13 protein-coding genes and 1 pseudogene are annotated in these 19,985 nt (G+C 59.5%); 8 read left to right on the plus strand and 6 right to left on the minus strand.

All coding sequences use genetic code 11. The annotated features are described in order from the left end of the window. Window position 1 precedes the first annotated feature (1 nt). A complete protein-coding gene (locus SJI00_RS05140; RefSeq protein WP_322460665.1) occupies window positions 2-2,887 on the plus strand; it encodes a hypothetical protein in 2,886 nt (961 codons plus the stop codon). A 67-nt stretch (window positions 2,888-2,954) separates the two neighbouring features. Next, the gene (locus SJI00_RS05145) at window positions 2,955-6,806 is read left to right on the plus strand and encodes an RHS repeat domain-containing protein (RefSeq protein ID WP_322460666.1); all 3,852 of its coding nucleotides are present in this window, start codon (window positions 2,955-2,957) and stop codon (window positions 6,804-6,806) included. Between the two features lie 308 nt (window positions 6,807-7,114). Here SJI00_RS05145 and SJI00_RS05150 read toward each other — a convergent pair whose 3' ends face one another. The 3 genes from SJI00_RS05150 to SJI00_RS05160 form a co-directional block, all read right to left on the minus strand. After that, complete coding sequence (locus tag SJI00_RS05150) at window positions 7,115-7,654, minus strand: fimbrial protein (protein ID WP_322460667.1); 540 nt, start codon at window positions 7,652-7,654, stop codon at window positions 7,115-7,117. Between the two features lie 74 nt (window positions 7,655-7,728). Then, window positions 7,729-8,454 carry a fimbrial biogenesis chaperone gene (locus tag SJI00_RS05155; protein WP_322460668.1) on the minus strand — a complete coding sequence of 242 codons (726 nt, stop codon included), beginning with the start codon at window positions 8,452-8,454 and terminating at the stop codon, window positions 7,729-7,731. A gap of 65 nt (window positions 8,455-8,519) precedes the next feature. Next, a complete protein-coding gene (locus SJI00_RS05160; protein WP_322460669.1) occupies window positions 8,520-9,059 on the minus strand; it encodes a fimbrial protein in 540 nt (179 codons plus the stop codon). Between the two features lie 399 nt (window positions 9,060-9,458). On the opposite strand from SJI00_RS05160, the gene SJI00_RS05165 reads away from it, so the two are divergent. Then, the gene (locus SJI00_RS05165; RefSeq protein WP_322460670.1) at window positions 9,459-10,982 is read left to right on the plus strand and encodes a hypothetical protein; all 1,524 of its coding nucleotides are present in this window, start codon (window positions 9,459-9,461) and stop codon (window positions 10,980-10,982) included. Window positions 10,983-11,021: 39 nt separating this feature from the next. Here SJI00_RS05165 and SJI00_RS05170 read toward each other — a convergent pair whose 3' ends face one another. Next, window positions 11,022-11,429 (minus strand): PA2817 family protein, encoded by a 408-nt coding sequence (locus SJI00_RS05170; RefSeq protein WP_322460671.1) that lies wholly within the window; start codon window positions 11,427-11,429, stop codon window positions 11,022-11,024. Between SJI00_RS05170 and SJI00_RS05175 the strand changes: the two genes are divergently transcribed. Further along, window positions 11,428-11,715: a hypothetical protein gene (locus SJI00_RS05175; protein ID WP_322460672.1), complete on the plus strand. Its 288-nt coding sequence runs from the start codon at window positions 11,428-11,430 to the stop codon at window positions 11,713-11,715. The two genes, SJI00_RS05170 and SJI00_RS05175, sit on opposite strands and share 2 nt — an antisense overlap. A 197-nt stretch (window positions 11,716-11,912) precedes the next feature. Here SJI00_RS05175 and SJI00_RS05180 read toward each other — a convergent pair whose 3' ends face one another. After that, window positions 11,913-14,360 carry an acyl-CoA dehydrogenase gene (locus tag SJI00_RS05180; RefSeq protein WP_322460673.1) on the minus strand — a complete coding sequence of 816 codons (2,448 nt, stop codon included), beginning with the start codon at window positions 14,358-14,360 and terminating at the stop codon, window positions 11,913-11,915. Between the two features lie 212 nt (window positions 14,361-14,572). Between SJI00_RS05180 and SJI00_RS05185 the strand changes: the two genes are divergently transcribed. From SJI00_RS05185 to SJI00_RS05195, 3 genes are all read left to right on the plus strand, one after another. Further along, window positions 14,573-15,196, plus strand: coding sequence for a glutathione S-transferase (locus tag SJI00_RS05185; protein ID WP_322460674.1), 624 nt, complete (start codon window positions 14,573-14,575; stop codon window positions 15,194-15,196). A gap of 143 nt (window positions 15,197-15,339) precedes the next feature. Continuing rightward, window positions 15,340-16,272: an ABC transporter ATP-binding protein gene (locus tag SJI00_RS05190; RefSeq protein ID WP_322460675.1), complete on the plus strand. Its 933-nt coding sequence runs from the start codon at window positions 15,340-15,342 to the stop codon at window positions 16,270-16,272. Beyond that, the gene (locus SJI00_RS05195; protein WP_322460676.1) at window positions 16,269-17,048 is read left to right on the plus strand and encodes an ABC transporter permease; all 780 of its coding nucleotides are present in this window, start codon (window positions 16,269-16,271) and stop codon (window positions 17,046-17,048) included. Before SJI00_RS05190 ends, SJI00_RS05195 begins: the two co-directional genes overlap by 4 nt. A 9-nt stretch (window positions 17,049-17,057) precedes the next feature. On the opposite strand, the pseudogene SJI00_RS05200 reads toward SJI00_RS05195, so the two are convergent. Continuing rightward, window positions 17,058-17,558 (minus strand): annotated as a pseudogene (locus SJI00_RS05200) (DUF2062 domain-containing protein); the annotation flags it as partial. Between the two features lie 140 nt (window positions 17,559-17,698). Here SJI00_RS05200 and SJI00_RS05205 point away from each other — a divergent pair. Next, window positions 17,699-19,939 (plus strand): DNA internalization-related competence protein ComEC/Rec2, encoded by a 2,241-nt coding sequence (locus SJI00_RS05205; RefSeq protein ID WP_322460677.1) that lies wholly within the window; start codon window positions 17,699-17,701, stop codon window positions 19,937-19,939. Window positions 19,940-19,985: the final 46 nt, after the last annotated feature.

Genomic DNA, 19,985 nt, shown 5'->3' on the forward strand with positions numbered 1-19,985 from the left:
GATGGACACTAAGGCTATGGTGCAAACAGGTAATGAGTCTTCGGTGCGTCTGGGCTGGGGCGGCATGCTCGCCCTGGACCGCACGCTTGTCGACGTTACCCTTCGTGAGCAGTTTCTCGCCCAGCTGGCAAATTTCGGTGCGATGGACCCGATCGATCTGCAGGCCTACCTTGACGAGGGGGAACGGGTCAGCATTTCGTTGCAAGGGTTGATACTGGGCGCGCCCCAGGTCGGCTTTGAAGATGCGACAGGATTCACTTCGGACCTGAAGGTCCGAATGAACATTCTTGGCGGGGAATATAGACGGGTACTGGAACTGCCCGGAAGCCCCAAACGCGTCGTGGAAAGTTTTACCATCACTGAGGCCATGGGCTATAGGGTCGAAGCACCGCTGGCACTGCGGGCCGTCCGCCCGGAGGGCAGCCGATTCACATCGCTGGAACTCGATCTGGCGAGCGCACACCGTTTTTCCACTAACCTGGGGCCCACTGCCTTTGCCCAGATCATGCTTGGGCGTCACCTGCAGGAATCCATCAGCTACATGCGGCCTTACCAGGTCACCTATGATCTGGGCCGTTTTGCCATGGATGATTACTATCCGCTGAGCCCAGAACAGTTCCTCGTTCGCACGATGTGCGCACCTTGGGGGAAAAACGAAGGGATGCCGCGCTACGGCGACGGTGCGGTACTGGTCTTCATGAAGCTGGGGATCGATTTGCGCGCCGGTGCACAGCCAACCCCGGCTACCGATGTTCCCTATCCCATCGCCGAGAACGAGCAGAATCTGCCGGGTACGCTGATCCTGGTTCCGGATGTCGACAAGTTGGGAGCAGGCCAGGCCAGCGATGTGCTGAGCACCTTCGCAATGCCCGGCGGCCGTGAGTTTGCGATTAAAGCATCCAAGATCGGCGTCGATCTCGTGATCACCGGACATTGGCAGAAGAAGCTCAACAGCATGACGGTGGAGCCTGCTTTTGCGACTGCAGTGGCCGGCGAGTCGGTTGCGTTCACGGCGGATGGCGCTGCTGACCAAGTTCAATGGTCGGCCATCAACCTGAGACGTCCCGGAGCAGTCGGCACTTTCAGCCGCGCCAGCTACAGCCCGCGCTCTGCCGCCAGTTTCGTCGAGGACCAGCAGATGGTGCTGGTGACGGCCACTTCGTCTGATAATGACGAGCAGATGCGGAGCCATGCACTGGTGGTGGAAAGTGCTCGCGCCGTGCAAGTCGCGCCGCGCGTCGCCACCTTTGTGTACGGTGAGGACCCCATCGAATTGCACGCCTCCAGTGTCGAGAGCGGGGCCCTGCAATGGAGTCTGGACAGCGCAGTACTGCTGTCGCAGGAAGCACAACGCGTGCAGAGGCTTGAGGCCCCGATTGGTGATCTTGAGGACCAGGGCGACGGCCGGGCGGTGTTTACGCCCCATCGACCCAGCGGCGACCGTGATTTTTTCAAGGTCCAGCGCATCCGCTGCACTAATCGGCAGACGGGGGCTAGCGCTGAGGCCGCGGTGGTGGTGATTCGCTGGAGGGCGGCCCTGAATGTCGTGCCGTTCCACGTGGCGCAAGCGTCGTCTATTCAACCCACGCCGTTCGCAGTCATGACTGAAGATTCGACGCATCGCGCTGAGCGCGCGGTGAGTTGGACGGTAAACGGTGAGGGCACCTTCGACGGTAACGTCTATATGCCGCCGGAAAATCCGCAGTCTCCCATTGCGGTGGTCACCGCGTACGATGGGGGGGAGCGCACGGGCTACGCCATCGTGGAGTTCAGCGAAAACCTTCAGGGAACGGCAGGTCTGATGTCGTGGGAAGCCCTGAGCACGTTTGAGCTCAAAGCCATTGGTGCCCCCCAGTGCTTCGCTAACGGTTGGCAGCAGATCGAGGTCGAGGTAACCGTTGCAGCGGCCAATGATCACAACGGTCAGCCGGTGCCCATCTCCGACGCTGATTTGGCAACATTGAAGTTCCTGGATGCCGATAGCAATAACGACATTCCTTTCCTGGCGCCGCTGGAAGAAGCCTTGGGCGCTGGTAACGGTAGTGAAGGAAATGACTGGGCGGTTAACAGGGAACCCAACATCGTTCATAGGCAAGCCGCGCTGCACAATGATAGTGCCGCTCCCCTTCAGGCCAGAAGCCGTCGGTTCTACCTGCACGCCCGAAAGCCGGGAACAATCCGCCTTATCGCATCGATACAGAATACGCTCACGGGCAAAACGATTGTCTCTCAAGCGAATGGCGAAAAAGGTAAGATCGAGTTGCGCGCGCAGAACGTGCCATCCTTTACTCAAGAACTCTATTCCTTCAGGCGCACCCGCGTGGCAGGGAATACGTCACCCTCTCAAGGCGATGAATTCGCTTATGTCGACACCAGTACCGATAACTGGTTGCTTGAGCACGTCCTCAGAGAGGGGCAGATAATCAAATTTGCCCGGCTGTTCATCAAGGATACCGAACGCAAGTCAGCAGTCAGTTGGTCATGGATGCCGGGGTCGTCGACGCCACCTGTGAGCGATGATGATTTCGTCAGCTATACCGGTTTTTCGTTTCAGTCCGACGATGGCCTGGTCAAGGACGAATTATTGTTCGACGGGTTGCTCTACCGCATGGCCAGACATCGAGCGTATCAACTTCCTGCGGAGGTCAAGGGCGCCAAACCAGGCGACGGGCAGCTAATGATCATGCTGCAGCGGGACACAGGTTTCGTGCTGTCGAGTAGCAACGAAGAGCCAGCCTATCGACGCGCACTCGAACCGTCTCTGAGACTTACCCTGCTGGATGTGGAAGGCAATGTGCATCCATTGACTTTTGCTTTTGAAACCACATCGGACGATCTGGCTCGGGGCATAACCCGTCGCGATCTGCTGAAACTTTCACTTCGTTGAGCAAACGCAGGCCCCGGCACTGAAGAAGTGTCGGGTGCATCTGATTCGATATTAGAGCGCTAATAATATGGCTGTCGAAACCGTACTTCACTCCAATGCATTGAATGCCTCTGGCTTTGTGCAAAACGCTGTTGATCCGCGCACGGGTCAGTATGCATTGAGTATCAATCTGCCGAGCCTTGTTGGAAATGCCCAGCTCGGTCCCGAGCTTCCTCTTCGCCTGGTGTACAACCCGTTCAGTGAAAGCAATGTCGGCTTTGGCCGAGGTTGGTATATTGAACTCACCCAATATGTGCCAGGCACGCGCATGTTGCGCCTTCACACCGGAGAAAGCTTCAAGGTCACGGGCTCTGGTGCAGAGCCAGGCATCAAAGAAAGAAAGCTGGAAAGCTTCCGCTTTTTCGATGACAGTGACGCGGAAAACAAACAATACCGTGTGGTCCATAAATCCCATATGGAAGAAGTGCTCAAGGAGTTTGGCACTGCAGGGAATAAGGTTGCACTGCCTTATGAGGTGCGTGCTTCATCGGGCCATTGCATCCGATTGAGCTATACGGCCGAGAACCAACGGTTGGAGCGTATTACCGATGGCATGGGTCTTGATTTGCTGGAAATCAGCTATGGCAGCACGGTTACGCTGAAACTGCACCCGCGTGCCTTGGGCGGTAAACCGCTCGCCGAATACAAGCTGCTACTGATCAACGACGAGCTGCGCCAGGCTGACTTGCCGACCGAAACGGGCGGCAACTGGCGATTCGAGTACGCCCGCGTCCATGGCCTCACGTGCCTGAGCAAGGTGTCGACGCCCTATGGCAGTGTGGAAGATATCCGTTATGGCGAGGAGGGGGACGCAGGCCATCTGCTCCCCGGCGGCGGGACGCGTGTGGCGCTGCCACGGGTCACCTCTCATACCGTCAATCCCGGTGCTGGCCAGCCGCCGCTGAAAACCACATTCAGCTATACCGTCCTGCAAGAGGGCGTTGAGGCGCCGCATAACTTCGTAGGTCATGGCAGCGGGATCAGCTGGCGTGATGATGGGGAAGACAACCTCTATCGAGCACGTTCCACTTATCTTTACGGGAGTACGGCCCACCATTGGGGCAAGGGCGTGGATGGCAAGGACCGGGTACTGCGTACTGTCCAGTCGATCTATAACCGCTTTCACTTGCAAGTGACTGAAGTGACTGTGCAGGGCAGGAACCAGCTGGTCAGCAACACGGTGTATCACGGCAACGTGACAACCGAGTTCGAGCGCCAGCCGAGCAATTTCCAGCTACCACTGGAACAGGCCCGTACCTGGTCGGTTCTGGGCGATGCTGCGCGGGTACGCCAAGAGCCTCCCACCAGGACTGAATATAGCCTCCACGGCAACTTGACTGCTCAGACCCTGCCCTCCGGACAGCGTACCGTTATCGAGTACTACCCTGCCGACCATGATCCCGACGGCTTCGTACGCAATCAGAAGTGCGTGACAGAGTATCCCGCCTCGGGTGGCGACAAGCCGGCGCCGATCCTGCGTAAACGCTTTGAGTATGAATCGCTCGCCCGGGTGGATCATCAAGACGCCTCAGCCGTAGCGCCCGCGTCGAACTGGCTCGTCCTCAAACAGGAAACCCTCTGCGAAGTCGTCGCCGATGTAGAGCAGCCAGCGGTGCAGGTCACCACTGTGAACTCGGTCAATGACCCGCAAGACCTGCTGCGTCATGGACGTCCATTGCTGCAAACGCTGCTGATGGGCGGGAAAAGCACCCGAACAGGTTTTACCTATGCCCTGGAGGACCTCAATGGCCATCCCGCACTGACGATCGAGCAGCAGACCACGGGCTTTGACCATGGGGATATTGACCCCATCACGGAAGAACCGCGCCATGTCTGCAAGGTGGTCACGCTGAAGAATTCGGTGCTCATCGGCGAGCCGTTGCTGAACCGCGATGACAACGACGTTGAAATCGAATACGCCTACGATGCGTTGCGCCGTGTGATTCGCGAGACGGTTGCACCCAGTGACCCGGTTTACAAGGCGTCCCGTACTTACCAGTATGCGCTCGTCAGGGCGCCTGGTGACAGGGCGTCGCAATGCAGGGTAGACGTCAAGGGGGTAGCCGTCCGTTCATACATCGATGGCCTGGGACGTGTGGTCAGTGAAGAGCGTCATGACGCTGACGCTGAGTCAGAAGACATCAGCGTGCGTCAGGCTTTTCGTCTACGCAACTCGTTTACCTACGATGCGCTTGGCCAGTTGACTGAGGCCATCGAATACGATTGGAAAGGCGACGAGCAAATGCCGTTGGTGACCCAGTATGAGTACGATGACTGGGGGCAGCAGTATTGCGAAACCGGGCCGGATAACGTCAGGCGATTCCAGGTGCACGACCCCATCGGATCTAATCCTCAGGGTACAGAGCCAAGTGGCAACCTGGCGACCCAGACCGCATGGAGTGAATCGGCAGACGGCGCGCTAAGCCTGGGCAAGACCACAACGTGGTTGAACCTGTTCGAGCAACCCGCTCGGGTACAGCGCTTCGACGCGGCAAACACCGTGTATGCCACGCATGAGTATTTCTATGACGGCTTGGGGCGTAACGTGCGGGAGATCGATGCCCGCAAGGCGGTTACCGGCTCCAGCTACGATGTGTTCGGCCGCCTGGTCGACCAGACCCTGGCGGACAGGTCTGTGGTACACCGTGACTATGCCGTACACAGCAGCGAAGACCTCCCGATCAGTATCAGCGTCAAAGGCGTCGTATTGGGAGAGCAGGTGTTCGATGGCCTGGGTCGAATGATTACTTCGATCACGGGGGGCAGGGCACGTCACATGCTTTATGAGCCGGGTCAGCTCAACCCGAGCAAGGTGAAATCCGCTGCAGGTGAGCTCATCGAGTATGAATATCGTCCACAGTTGGGTGAGTCCCCTGAAGTCAGGCGCATTTCGGGTAGGCAAGCAGACTACAGATTCGATTCGCAAAACGCGCGGCTTACCTGGTGCAAGGAGGAACAGGAGGAGTTGTCGCGGTCCTATTTCAGTACGGGTGAGATGAAGCACGAAAGCCGTACGATCGGTGGTGAAACCTGGTCCATGGAATACGGCACCAGCCTGTTGGGGCGTCAGTTGTTCTACAAAGACGTCCTGGGTCAGACACAGACCTATGACTACTACGCCAGTGGTCTACTCGAACGCACGGCGCTGGGGACGACCAGCAGCCAGTTTTTCTACAATGGCTTGAGCGATGTTGAGTGCATCCTGACCCTGGATGGCACCCAAGGGCTGGCCACGGAGCTGGAGTACGATCATCAGGGGCGTGAGCGCCTGCGCAGGTTCGTATTCCTCAATGCCAATGTCGACGCACCGGTCGAGGGCTTCGAGTTCGCTAATGAAACTGTGAAGGCGCAGGTGGCAGCAGCAGGCCTGCTGGTGCAGGGCGTTCAGGAACTGGTGCAGGAGTACAGCGTGCTTGACCAGATCACCTCAAAGCACCTGAGCGAAAATGGCAGCGTATTACGTGGGGAGACGTACCGGTACGATGTGCGTGGTCGTTTGGAGGAATACAGCTGCAGTGGGCTGGTTGCTCACAGTCCGAAAGATCCCGCAGGAAAAACCATTCGCCAACAGTATTTCGACTTTGATGCGATCGACAACATCACCTGGGTGCTGACCGAGTTCGAGGAGGCGGACGGGAGCATGGACGCCAATGAAGCGACCTACCTGTTCGAGAACGAAGACCCGGCGCAACTGACTGGGGTCGTCAATTCCCATGCCGACTATGCTGATTTTTCGCTGGAGTACGACCGCGACGGCAACATGACGTTGGATGACAAAGGCAAGAGATTGACCTATGACGCCCTGGGGCGCCTGGCAAGCTATGATGGCAGCGGGTATGGATACGACCCACTGGACAGGTTGTCTAGCCAAGACGCCTGACGCAGATGAAATGAAGGTCGGGCCGTGAAACCAATGCCAGTCAGTCAAGCTGACTGGCATTTTCATTTGCTCAGCAGAGAGGCTGTTGTTCGCTGTCTATTGAGCACGCTGTCCCTGGTCGGCTCGCCGATCGAGCAGGACGTTGTAGGGCAGTGTGCGGCCACGAAGCCACTTCCTCACTGAAGTAGTAAAAGGGGCGCGCAAAAATCCGATGCGTGTTTCCAGGCATCGGATTGGGGCCTACGCACTTCAGCTCAAGAACGCGTCTTGACCCATATCAGGCAGCAAGACGCGATTATCAGCTGAACTTATAATATATCCACTCTGAACTGCACATCACCGTTGGCAAAACCGGCGGATACCTGTGTGTCAATGGCTTTGTATGCGACCGAAAACAGCATGTCGGTGGGTTTGCTGTCATGCAGTGGGTATTGCTTGGAGGCTAGGCCGTTATCGATGGGCGTACCCAGGTTGTCTTTGATGATCAAGGCCAACCCAGAGGCGCCCGTGGGTTCCAAAGCATACAGTGTGCCGTTGGCCCCGGCGCCGCCGTAGTTTCCTGTAAAGGTTACGCTGGCATTGGCGCCAGGCAGCAGTATGCAGCCGTTGCCGGGTGTAATACGCAAGCCGAAGGCGCGAGTTGCAGCCTCGTCATCTTCCTGCTCAAACTGGGCAGTGTTGACGTTGCCCATGTAGATTCTATTGGCGGGTAGACCGGTCGAAGGGTCGATGATTTCAATCGGGCAGGTCCCATTGTTGACTTGGCCAAAGAAGCCGATCGAACCAGTGTTTGCCATGGTCTGTTGACTGGTCAGAACGAGCCCGATAGCAAAGACTAGGGTCTTCATGGACGTTTCCTAATGTATGTGGCTACGCGAGAGCGACCGAGCCAGAGGCTCGGCCATGTGTAAGTAATGCAGACTCAAGGTGTGCTGGAAATTGCCTGTTGCACCGCTGGAGTGGCGACCCCATAGTCGTTGATGGTGGTGAAGGTCAACTGCAGACCAGTGACCGATTTGGTGTGGACCAGGTCATAAACCTGCTGGCCAAGAGGCGGTGCCATTGCCATGGCCTGAACCTTCTCTGTTTTACCTGCAGTACTGACTTCCAGCCGGCCAAATGTATAATGGTACGGCGTGGGGTTATCGACCACCAACTGCACATGCTCAGCGCCTTGACGCAACGACCATTTCAGCTCGGCGATGCCATCGGCAGGCCGACCCTCCAGTTGCTTGGGGCGATAGAAAAGCTTCAGGCGTGTACGCAGCGCGACGTTGAGTACGTTTACATCCTCAGGCGTTATCTGGGGGATTTCCTGCACATTGAGATAGAACAGCGTTTCGCGGTCTTCGGGGAGATTATTGGGCAGACGGCTGATCTGCACCATCTGCTCTTTACCTGGGTCCAGGCGAAACAGACCCGGCGACACTGCCAGGGGCACGGTTGTATCCGTATCGTCCTTTGCAGTGTTGACCCAACTTTGTACGGCATAAGGTCGGGGGCTGGGATTGGCGATCACCACGGAAGTGCTGCGTTTTTCGCTGTCGAAAACAATGCGTGTAGTATTGACGGTCAGCGCTGCCTGAGCGGATTGCACAGTGGCTGCTAAGCAAATACCAAAAGCAAGACGGCGCAAATGAATCTTCATCTGGCGATACCTCACAACGTGATAAGGCAACCCCCGGCCAACATAACTTGGCCAGGGGCCTTTTATCATGGGATATCGACGAGGAATTGCACATCGGTGTTGGCAGTGCCCGCAGTCACTTGCGCGCCCGTGGCCTGGTAAGCGGCGGAGAAGATCATGGTTGTTGGTACTGTGGCACTCAGCGGGTATTCCTTGGACGCTGTGCCGTTAGCGACGGCCGCACCGGTATTGTCCTTGATGATCAAGGCCAGATTGGTCGCACCACCTGGTTCAAGAGCATACAGGCTGCCCGTGGACCCCGCGCCGCCATAGGCGCCGGTGAAAGTGACTTTCGCCTTGGCAGTAGGGGCAACAACGCAGCCAGCACTGGGTGTTACACGCATGCCGAAGGCGCGCGACGCAGCCTCATCACCTACAGCTTCAAACTGCGAGGAACTGACGTTACCCATGTTGATGCGTGCGACTGGCAATCCGGTTGACGGGTCGATGATTTCGATCGGGCACGTGCCTGAATGCACTTGACCATAGAAGTTGATAGAGCCGGTATTGGCGAGTGCGGCGCTACTGGCCAAGCCAAGCGTCAACGCGAGAAGGGTGTGTTTCATAACTAAACTCCGGGTCCATGCCTACGTAGAGGGTGGTCAGCTGCTTGAAGCTCTTGAGCCGACGGCAAGCAATATGGAGACCTGGCTTTGATGCGTATGTAGGAATAATCCGAAAGATTTTTGTGATTGGATACACTTTGCGGCTGGTGCCATTTTTTGGATCAACCAGGTTTCACTCGTTAGATAAAGGATAGAGTGAAATGCCTCAGCAGGAGCGTCACTGGCTGTATGTTCAGTGGGTAATGGCTGACTGCTGTGCTTACCGCTGTGCTTACCGCACAGTACGATGTGCAGTGTCCGGCTGCTGTGGTCGAGAGATCAACTGTCAGAAATGCCAGTTTACAGTTTCCAGCATGCGAGGGCTTATATCCATTTTAGCTCGCTGTGGAAGAAGCCCCTGTGAAAATCGATCAAGATGTCGAAAATGATGATGTTGGTGTCACGTCCGTAGAGGCGTTGTTCAGCATGTGGACGGGTCTGGAATGGGCGAACTCACAATGGGCAGATGTCACCCATAATGATTTTCTGATTGAATCACTGCCGAGTGTCGTTTATTTGGGGGGTGAGATGTCCCAGGTATCACTAAGGTGTTTCTCTCGTGTTGAAATTATCGGAACGGGCAACGTTTATACGACAGTTAATCTTTACCCCTCTCATGATATTGACATACTTACGAGAACGCTAAGCAATCTGGGTGCTGAACAAATCGTGCGATTGAATGAGGTCGTTCTTAGTTCGACAAGGCTCAGAATCAATGTGCGTATGGACAGTAGCTGCCTCAGGTACCGTGCGCACGAGCAAAGTGTGTTGAGCATTGAATGGACAGGCCAGGCCAGCTATGCCTTCTACGAGCCAAGCGACTCGCGGCTCCCATCTACAGTCCCCGACGAGTACATTCAACACTATAATCGGCGTAATAAAGTCGAAATTGCGATAATGCCACGCCCTGTCAGTGCGCGGTGCCAAGACTTGTATATCTACATGGTGACCACAGAAACCCTGAGAGACCGGAATTTCGTCTTTTTCCAGCAGCCCAGTGCATTCGAAAATGTGCGGCGGGTGATGCAGAAAAGCTCGCCGGCCGCGTACCAGACGTTTCTATCTGCTTTGTTTCCAAGCTTCAGCTTCCCAGAAGTGGCAGTCGGCAGAGCGCCTGCGGACGAAGCGTGGTTCGGCCATTTGGTTACACCCCCAGGCTCGGTTGAGTTGGATGGCGGAGAGGAAACCCCAGACGGCTGGACCAGCCGCTATAAGACAGTACCCAAGAAGCCTTGGGCTCCTTTCAGAAACGCGCAAAAAAAATTCGACTACAAGATTGCTCCGTACTGCCAGATTTTTCATGCCGGTGCCCAGAAAGAACGCCTGGGCTTTGTAGCCGATCCAGTGCCCGGTGCAGTGTGGAGCGTAACGGGTAATGCAGGGGGGGCGCTGGTGAAAGAGGGTAATGACCATTTTTACCTGCCCGCCAAAAAAAGACCTGATCTCATCTTTCGACAACCCAGTGAGACTTTGATCCCGGCCGTGACCAGGGCCAGTCTACGGGAAGTGCCAGCGCGCGCGGATGTCGTGACAGCGGTGGGGCAGGGTGCTGATGCTTGCGCGTGGTTCGTTACGACATTTGCATACCCCACACATTTCATCCGATTCGCGGCCCAGGACGGTGTGCTGCAATTGAAATGCTGCTATTTCAATATAGACAGTGAAGAGGTAGGGCTTCAGCCCCAGGAAGTGACATGGCATGTTATTGCGGGGAACGGCGCCGTGTCTGATGGTGTGTTTACACCTGCCTCGGTGGCGGCGACACCTGTCACGGTCGTAATGGCTGTGGATATACGCGACCTTACCGAGTGGAGATTCGCCGTAAGCATCATTCCACTGCCATTGATGTCAGCACGTGACGTAGTGAGCTTGCAGCAAAGCTGAGGGTCATGGCCTCAGCGCGCATGGTTCGAGCACGTCGAATCAGTGCTGCTCACCTGAGGAGTGGTTGAGCAACTGCTTTTCCAGATTCCAGTCGAACGGCTGATCATCCTGTTCGGCCTCGTACCGACGCTCTTCCAGGCGTTGGTACTGCTCCAGCTCGTCATCGGGCATGAAATGCAGGCACTCTCCGCCAAAGAACCACAGCAGATCACGGGGCACCAGATGAGCGATTTGTGGATAGCGCTGGATGATCTGGCAGATCAGGTCTTGGCCTAGGTATTGGCTTTGCAACGGATCTTGCGGCAACAGGCTCAGCAACTCGTCGAAGCGTTCGAGAAACAGGACGTGGCTTTCCTCCGGTATCTGCTCTGCTTCACCTAGAGCGGCCAGGATGGTACGCAGGTGGTTGAGCAGTTGCAGATGGTATTGGAGGTGGGGGTTAGCCATGGAGCGATCCTCGGGGGTTATTGAAACGGGCGGGGAGTATACGCCGGTTGGCTGCACGATGGGCGAGGTGATGGTCGTGCCGGCTTGGTGTTCGACCAGCCAGCCGTCACAGAAACTCTGCCGATTGAAAGTGATGCGCTATGGATGCGAAGAAGCTTGCCAGCGCCAGACGCTGCCCGCAGAGCCTGGTTCTCTGGCGGTGCTGCGTTCAAAGCCGCTCGAAATGTTCATTTTCGCCAGCCAGGCCAAGCGCGGCTCCACCCGTCTAACGCGAGCTGTCGCCTGACCTGTGCCAGGCTCTGTCTGAAAAGTCCTGATACTCGTCCATGCTGCGTTGAAAACCGGCTCGGAATGCTCATGTACTCCAGTACACTCCGCTTCCTCGCCGGTTTTCGCCTTGCCTGGCCTTCGTCTCAGAACTTTTCAGACAGCGCCTAAGGGCTTTTCAAGGAGCGCTTGGGGCCGCACAGCGGCCCCTTTGAGTCAGCGTACTGTGTCGGGTGCTGGTCGCAATTGCTCTTTGTCGAAAGCATCTACATCGATCACTACCCGGCGTGCCTGCTCCGCCGCATGCAGTCGCTGCCCTTCGTCGGGCTGTAGCACACCGCTTTCGACAGCTGCATCGATCGCTGATTGTCCTGGCGCAGGAGTGACCTTGGCCTGTTTGATAGCCTGATGCAGCGACTTGCGCAGCGGCGCTGTTTCATCGAGCAGATCTCTGGCACGTTGTAGGGCAGCCACCGGATCGCCGTCGGCCTGTGGCCTGTAGCAACCGGCAAGCAGCTCTTCCAATGTCAGATCGCCGCTCTGCCGACCGAGCAGTGCGGCGATTTCGGCGTCCAGTTCATCGCTCGGACCGGTATGCCGACGCCCGAACGGGAACACCAGTACGCGTAATGCGCAGCCGACGAAGCGGTTGGGGAAGTTGTCGAGCAGGCGGTCCAGTGCGGTTTCCGCCTTGCCAAGACTTTCCTCCATCGCCCAGCGCAGCAGCGCCTGCATGTGCTCCGGTGAGCCAAGATCGTGGTAACGCTTGAGCGCTGCGCAAGACAGGTAAAGGTAGCTCAGTACATCGCCTAGCCTGGCGCTTAGCCGTTCGCGACGCTTGAGCGAACCGCCGAGCATCATCATCGACAAGTCAGCCATCAGGGCGAAGGCTGCTGCCTGGCGGTTCAGCGCGCGGAAATAGCCTTGACTCAAGGCGTCGCCTGGCGCTTTTTCAAAGCGACCCAGACCAAGGCCCAGAACGAACGTGCTGGCGGCGTTGCTCAATGCGAAGCCGACGTGCTGCATCAGGAGAGGGTCGAACGCTTTGAGCGCCTCCTCGTGATCGGGGCGCGCCGCCAGAGCCATTTCCTTCAACACGAACGGATGGCAGCGAATAGCGCCCTGGCCGAAGATCATCAGGTTGCGCGACAGAATGTTTGCGCCCTCCACGGTGATGAAGATCGGCGCGCCTTGCCAGTTTCGCCCCAGGTAATTGTTGGGGCCCATGATGATGCCCTTGCCGCCGTGCACATCCATGGCGTGCTGAATGCACTCGCGACCCCGTTCGGTCAGGTGATACTTGAGGATCGCCGACAGCACTGACGGTTTTTCGCCCAGATCCACGGCTTTGGCCGTAAGCAAGCGCGCGCTGTCCATCAGCCAGGCATTGCCGCCGATCCGCGCCAGGGACTCCTGGATACCCTCGAAGGCGGCCAGCGGTACGTTGAACTGTTCGCGAATGTTGGCGTACTGGCCGGTGACCAGGCTGGTGTATTTGGCAGCACCGGTGCCGACCGCCGGGAGGGAGATGGAACGGCCGACCGACAGGCAGTTCATCAGCATCATCCAGCCTTTGCCGAGCATGTCTTGGCCGCCGATCAGGAAGTCAAGCGGCACGAAGACGTCCTTGCCGCTGTTGGGGCCGTTCATGAAGGCGGCGCCAAGGGGCAGGTGGCGTTTGCCGATTTCGACGCCGGGAGTATCGGTGGGGATCAAGGCCAGGCTGATGCCCAGTTCCTCCTGGTCGCCCAGCAGGTGGTCGGGGTCGTAGGCTTTGAAGGCCAGGCCCAGCAACGTCGCGACAGGGCCCAGGGTGATGTAGCGCTTTTCCCAGCTCAGGCGCAGGCCCAGCACTTCTTCACCGTTCCACTGGCCTTTGCAGATGATCCCGGTGTCGGGCATTGCGCCGGCATCAGAGCCTGCGTGCGGCCCGGTCAGTGCAAAGCAGGGAATGTCGTCGCCACGGGCCAGGCGTGGCAGGTAGTGGTTGCGTTGCTCGTCGGTACCGTAGTGCAGGAGCAGTTCGGCAGGGCCCAGGGAATTGGGCACCATCACGGTAGAGGCCAGGTCGCCGCTGCGGGTGGCCAGCTTCATCGCCACCTGCGAATGCGCGTAGGCGGAGAAACCCTTGCCGCCATATTCCTTGGGAATGATCAGTGCGAAGAAACCGTGATCCTTGATGTGCTGCCAGGCTTCGGGGGGCAGGTCCAGGTCCTGGCCGATCTGCCAGTCGCTGACCATGGCGCATAGCGCATCGGTGGGACCGTCGATGAACGCCTGCTCTTCTTCGGTCAGGCTGGGCGCTGGGTAGGCAAGCAGCGTGTCCCAGTTCGGACGGCCGCTGAACAGTTGGCCGTCCCACCACACGGTGCCGGCGTCGATGGCTTCCCGCTCGGTTTGCGACATGGGCGGCAAGGTGCGGCGCACCCAGTTGAAGGTCGGGCCGCTGATGGTCTTGCGGCGCCAGTCAGGCAGCACCAGGATGGCGGTGACCAGTGTAATGGCGACCCACAGCAGGATCAGCAACAGGCCTGGCGCCTTGCTGAAGATGCCCATGAGCACCGTGTATGCGGCCACCGCCGCGACAATCTGCAACGGCGCCATACGCCGATGCGTGAGATACGCAACGCCGAGCACCAGCACTACCAGCCACAACAGCAACATGAGCGTTTCCTCCGTGGAACCTAGGCTTTAGTGCCGAAACCACAGAGCGTAGCCTGCCTGCGGGAACAGCAATCGTCAGTGCAGTGACAGGTTGTGTCACGGGGAGTTCGTTCCCAGTGCCGGTCAGGCGAGTGATGTGTCAGGCGATGTCCGCTAAAGGCGGTTGCGGTGGCGTACACTGGCGCGTCCTGTGCACTGAAGAGGACATCGCCATGCTGAAGATCTGGGGCCGCAAGAACTCGAGCAACGTGCGCAAGGTGCTGTGGGTTGCCCATGAGCTGGGCCTGGAGTTCGAGTCGATCGACGCCGGTGGCGCGTTCGGCGTGGTCGACCAGCCCGAGTACCGTGCCAAGAACCCCAACGGTCTGGTGCCGATGCTCGAAGACGGCGAGTTGACGCTCTGGGAATCCAACGCCATCGTTCGCTATCTATGCGCGCAGTATGGCGCCGAGCAAGGCTGGTATCTCGACGATCCACGGCAACGTGCGTTGGCAGATAAATGGATGGACTGGACCACCTCGGCGTTGGCCGGCCCGTTCAAGCCCCTGTTCTGGGGCTTGCTGCGCACCCCTGAAGACCAGCGCGACTGGGTAGCGATCAACGCCGCGCACAAGCAATGTGCCCACCTGCTGTCGATGGCCGACCAAGCGTTGTCCATCCAACCCTATTTGTCAGGTGAGCACGTCGGCATGGGCGACATTCCCTTGGGCAGTTTCGCCTACGCCTGGTTCGAGATGCCCATCGAACGGCCGGCAATGCGCCACTTGCACGCCTGGTACGAGCGCCTCAAACAACGGCCGGCGTATCAGGCTGCGGTCATGACGGCATTGACCTGATCGAACACCTTGATGGTTTCGATAGTCACTATCGATATGCATGACTGTACTTGCGCGGCATGGCCCAGCACCATGCCTGCACCGATTGCGCCGGTGGTCTGTCCTGGCGCGCCTCACTTCCCCTATTTGGTACTCGACCTGCTATGAGTTCTGCCCTGTCCATCCGACAGCTGACCAAGACCTACGGCAATGGCTTCCAGGCCCTCAGCGGCATTGATCTGGACGTCGCCGAAGGCGACTTTTTCGCCTTGCTCGGCCCGAACGGTGCCGGCAAATCCACCACCATCGGCATTCTCTCGACGCTGGTGAACAAGACCAGTGGCACGGTCAACGTGTTCGGCCATGATCTCGACCGCGAGCCGGCCGCGCTCAAGCGCAACCTTGGCGTGGTGCCCCAGGAGTTCAACTTCAACCAGTTCGAGAAGACCTTCGATATCGTCGTGACCCAGGCGGGTTACTACGGCATCAAGCCGGCACTGGCCAAGGAACGTGCCGAGCAGTACCTCACTCAGCTGGGCCTGTGGGACAAGCGCGATGTGCCGTCGCGCTCGTTGTCGGGCGGCATGAAGCGCCGTCTGATGATCGCGCGTGCGCTGATTCATGAGCCGCGCCTGGTGATTCTCGACGAACCCACTGCGGGCGTTGACATCGAACTGCGCCGCTCGATGTGGACGTTCCTCACCGAGCTCAACCAGAAGGGTGTGACCATCATCCTGACCACGCATTATCTGGAAGAGGCCGAGCAGCTGTGCCGCAACATCGGCATCATCGACCACGGCACCATCGTCGAAAACACCAGCATGCGTCAGTTGCTGGGCAAGTTGCATGTCGAGACCTTCGTGCTGGACATCAAGCAGACGCTGTCGGCCGCGCCCACGCTGCACGGTTACCCCACGCGACTGATCAACCCGCATACCCTGGAGGTGCAGGTCGACAAGGACATCGGCATCACGGCGCTGTTCAGCCAGTTGGCGCTGCAGAACCTGGAAGTGCTGAGCCTGCGCAACAAGACCAACCGACTTGAGGAGCTGTTCGTGTCACTGGTGGAAAAGAACCTGTCGAAGGTGGCGGTATGAGCGTGGAACTGAGCACCAACTGGGTAGCGCTGAACACCATCGTCTATCGCGAAGTGCGACGCTTTCTGCGGATCTGGCCGCAGACCTTGCTGCCGCCTGCGATCACCATGGTGCTGTACTTCGTCATCTTCGGGAACCTGATTGGCCGGCAGATCGGCGACATGGGCGGCTTCACGTACATGGAGTACATCGTGCCGGGGCTGATCATGATGTCGGTGATCACCAACTCCTACGGTAACGTGGTGTCGAGCTTCTTCGGCGCCAAGTTCCAGCGCTCCATCGAAGAGCTGATGGTGTCGCCGGTGTCGCCGCACACCATCTTGATCGGCTATGCCCTGGGCGGTGTGTTGCGCGGTCTTGCGGTCGGTGTGATCGTCACGCTGCTGTCGTTCTTCTTCACGGATCTTCAGGTGCACCACTTGGGCATCACGGTGCTCGTGGTACTGCTGACCGCTACCATCTTCTCGCTGCTGGGCTTCGTCAACGCGGTGTTCGCACGCAACTTCGATGATATTTCCATCGTCCCGACCTTCGTGCTCACGCCGCTGACTTACCTGGGCGGGGTGTTCTACTCGATCAATCTACTGCCGCCGTTCTGGCAAACGGTGTCGTTGGCCAACCCCGTGCTGCACATGGTCAACTCGTTCCGCTACGGCATCCTCGGCGTGTCGGACATCAGCATCGGCACTGCCATCACCTTCATGCTGGTGGCCACGGTCGTGTTGTACGTGCTGTGCGTGCGTCTGCTGGTCAGCGGTCGCGGCATGCGTGCCTGATCCTCTGGATTTGCGCCGGCGCCATTGCCGGCCCACCCACCAACGCCAGTAGAGCAGGGTGGCGCCATAGCCAACCAGGCCAAGTGCCACCCCGCACACCACCGAACCCAACAGAAAAGGCTGCCAGAGGGTCGCCAACTGCCCGGTCACCCACTCCATGGTGACGCTGTCGGGCAGCGTGCGGGGTGGCACCTGCAGCAACCAGGCACCGGTCATGTAGGTGACGAAGAACACCGGTGGCATGGTGAGCGGGTTGGTCAGCCACACCAGGCTCACGGCAATCGGCAGATTGCCCCGTAGCGGAATCGCCAGCGACGCGGCCAGGAGCATTTGCAACGGCACGGGAATCAATGCCGCGAACAGTCCGACTGCCATGGCCCGCGATACGGAGTGTCGATTCAGGTGCCAGAGGTTCGGCTCGTGCAACAGCCGGCCAAAAAACCGTAAGTGCTTGTGTTCGCGGATGCTGGCCGGATCCGGCAGGAAACGTTTGAACAGACGACGCGGCATGGGGGCCCCCGGGGTGTAGGCGAACCAGTATGCCCGCATCGTCGTACAGCCTCGTTCAGAGTTTGTGACAATTGTTAAGCGAGCGCTGTTTCCTCATGCGTTATTGCTAAGGGCCTTTTCCACGCCGGGAGCCCCAACCCATGCGCTCAGGGATGATTGCGCTGGCCCTTGGCCTGTTGAGCCTGCGTTTGCTGCCGGTACTGCCGTCCGTCGGCTGGGTGGCGGCCGGGGGCGTTCTGGCAGTCTGCTGCCTGTGCGCGCGGCGCTGGTTCGCAGGATTGCTGCTGCTCGGGGTGTGCTGGGCCTGCGCCTCGGCGCACCTGGCGTTGGCGGACCGTCTGCCTGCTGAGCTGGACGGGCGCACGGTGTGGCTGGAGGGGCGGGTGGCGGGCCTGCCGGTGCAGACCAGCAGCGGCGTGCGTTTCCAGCTGGAGCAGGCGACCTCCCGCCGCGCCGAGCTGCCGGCGCGGTTGCAGCTGAACTGGTTCGATGGGCCGCGGCTTTCCCCTGGTGAACGCTGGCGCCTGGCGGTGACCCTCAGGCGGCCTCACGGCCTGCTCAATCCGCATGGGCCTGATCGCGAGACCAGTCTGCTGGCGCGCCGGATCGGCGCGACCGGAACGGTCAAGGCCGGCGAGCGATTGCAGGCGCTGCCCGCAGGTTGGCGTGAGGCACTGCGCCAACGCCTGCTGACGGTGGAGGCACACGGTCAGGAAGCCACCCTCGTTGCGTTGATCCTCGGTGACGGGAGCGGCCTCCGCGAGGACCAGTGGCAGGTGCTGCGGGCCACCGGCGCGGTGCACCTGCTGGTGATTTCCGGTCAGCACATCGGCCTGTTGGCAGGGCTTGTCTATGCGCTGGTTGCTGGCCTGGCGCGTCTGGGTTGGTGGCCGCAGCGGTTGCCGTGGCTGCCCTGGGCATGCGGCCTGTCGCTGCTCGCTGCGCTGGGCTACGGGTGGCTTGCAGGCTTTCAGGTGCCTGTCCAGCGTGCTTGCCTGATGCTTGCGGCGGTACTGCTCTGGCGACTGCGTTTTCGCCAGCTGGGCGCCACTGTCCCTTGGCTGCTGGCGATCAATGGTGTGTTGCTGAACGAACCGCTGGCCAGCCTGCTGCCGGGGTTCTGGCTGTCGTTCGGTGCGGTCGCGATCCTGATCTACTGCTTTGCCGGGCGGCTCGGTGGCTGGCGCCCGTGGCAGGCCTGGAGCCGCGCGCAGTGGGTGATCGCCATCGGTCTGCTGCCAGCGCTGCTGGCCCTCGGCCTGCCGGTGAGCCTCAGTGCACCAGTTGCCAACCTGCTGGCGGTACCCTGGATCAGCCTGGTGGTGTTGCCCTTGGCCTTGCCAGGCGCAGGGCTGTTGTGGCTCGGCCCGGTGGGTGAGTGGTTGCTCTGGTTGGCGGGTGGCGCCTTGGCCCTGCTGTTCGAGGTGCTCGAACGGGTGGCGCAGTGGCAGCCTGCCTGGGAGCCGCCGGCGTTGCCCGTTTGGGCCTGGCTGCTGGTGGCGGCGGGGGCGCTCGTCGTGCTGTTGCCCCGCGGTGTGCCCTTGCGCGGGCTGGGCTGGGTCATGCTGTTGGCGCTGTGGGTGCCCCGCGCCCAGGTGCCGGTGGGGCAGGCTGAGGTCCTGCAACTGGACGTCGGGCAAGGCCTGGCCGTGCTGGTGCGCACTCGCAATCACACGCTGTTGTACGACGCCGGTCCGGCATTGGGCAATGTCGACCTGGGTGAGCAGGTGGTACTGCCGACTCTGCGCAAACTGGGCGTGAGGCAGCTTGACCTCATGGTGATCAGCCACGCTCATGCCGACCATGCAGGCGGGGCGCGAGCGCTGCAGCGCGGTCTGCCGGTCAGGCGAGTCATCAGTGGCGAGCCTGGCGAACTACCTGGCGGGATAACCGCACAGCGCTGCCATGCCGACGCGCGCTGGACGTGGGATGGTGTGCACTTTTCACTCTGGCACTGGCCAGCCGCCGACAGCAGCAATGAGCGTTCGTGCGTGTTACTGGTGCAGGCGCAGGGCGAACGCCTGTTGCTCGCCGGCGATATCGAACGCGGCGCCGAACAGGCGTGGCTGGCTCAGCCTGGCCAACCCAGCGTCGACTGGCTGCAGGCGCCCCATCACGGTAGCCGCAGCTCGTCCACCGAGCCCTTCCTGCGCGGCCTGAAACCGCGTGGTGTGCTGATTTCGCGGGGGCGCAGCAACAGCTTCGGGCATCCGCATCCGCAGGTGTTGGCGCGTTATCGGCGGCACGGCCTGGAGGTGCATGACACGGCGCTGCACGGGGCACTACGCCTCCAGCTTGGCGCCCATGGCACTGTGCACCGCCTGCGCGGCGAACCGCGTTTCTGGCGCGATCGTCCAGTGCCTGATGATGCGCCGCCCTAGACCGCTGAATGGAAGGCTCCCGACAGGCCAGCGACAATCCTTCCTA

Origin of the sequence: Pseudomonas gebzensis, from assembly GCF_034427815.1 — a bacterium.
GTDB lineage: Bacteria > Pseudomonadota > Gammaproteobacteria > Pseudomonadales > Pseudomonadaceae > Aquipseudomonas.